Below are 732 nucleotides of genomic sequence, written 5' to 3' on the forward strand. Positions count from 1 at the left end.
TGTGCACACCCGATTTAAGGTTGTCGGGCGTGACGATCTCAGGACAACCGCCCATAAATTCGAATGTTCGAATGTGAGAGCCAATCCAGTCAGAACTCTGCTGAGTCCAGGTCGCTTCCGCATACGTATAGTTCGAGGCTCCCAGCACGGCCACGAACAACTCAGCCTCCCGGATTTCGCCCGTATCCGCATTGATGATCGCAACCTTGTCGCCTGAGTAGTCGACGAACAACTTCTCGCCCGGAGCGTGTGTTTGCCGCAAGGTTAGCGGAAGCGCATTCGCCCATTCGCTGTATCGTGTGCAAAACCAGGTGTACGCGTAACCGTCGGGGTGCTCGGCCTTGTACTCGTTCCAGAGCAGGTCGAGCGTCACGCCTTTGCGGGCAAGCTCCCGCCTCACGGTCGGCCAGTGCGGTGCGGGACGTTCTCCTTCCACACGCGGCGGCGGCGGAAACAGGCGTGCCTCGAGTTCATCATCGCTGAGCGTTAGCGGCAGCGGGTAGCTTAAGCCTGCCCGTTCCAGACGGCGGACATATTGCCCAACGGTTGTGGGCGACGTGCCCAACGCCCGGCCGACTTCCCGATGATTAAAGCCGCATTCGAAATGTAGGCGCAGCGCTTCTCGAATTTTACGCATGGTCAACTTTGGAAATGCCATGTAGACGCCCCGACGAAATCGTCAAGGGTGCCACGGTTGACCTGCGTCGCTACTTTACGACCTTACTGTCCAGC

At 58.5% G+C, this 732-nt stretch carries 1 protein-coding gene; it reads right to left on the bottom strand.

All coding sequences use genetic code 11. The features are described from left to right. Positions 1 to 658 (bottom strand): IS21 family transposase (gene istA, locus PQR02_RS40650; RefSeq protein ID WP_408243425.1); only part of this gene is annotated, 658 nt, incomplete at its 3' end. Between the last annotated feature and the right edge of the window lie 74 nt (positions 659 to 732).

Origin of the sequence: Paraburkholderia sediminicola (assembly GCF_046026895.1) — a bacterium.
In the GTDB taxonomy this organism is placed as follows: Bacteria; Pseudomonadota; Gammaproteobacteria; order Burkholderiales; family Burkholderiaceae; genus Paraburkholderia; species Paraburkholderia sediminicola_C.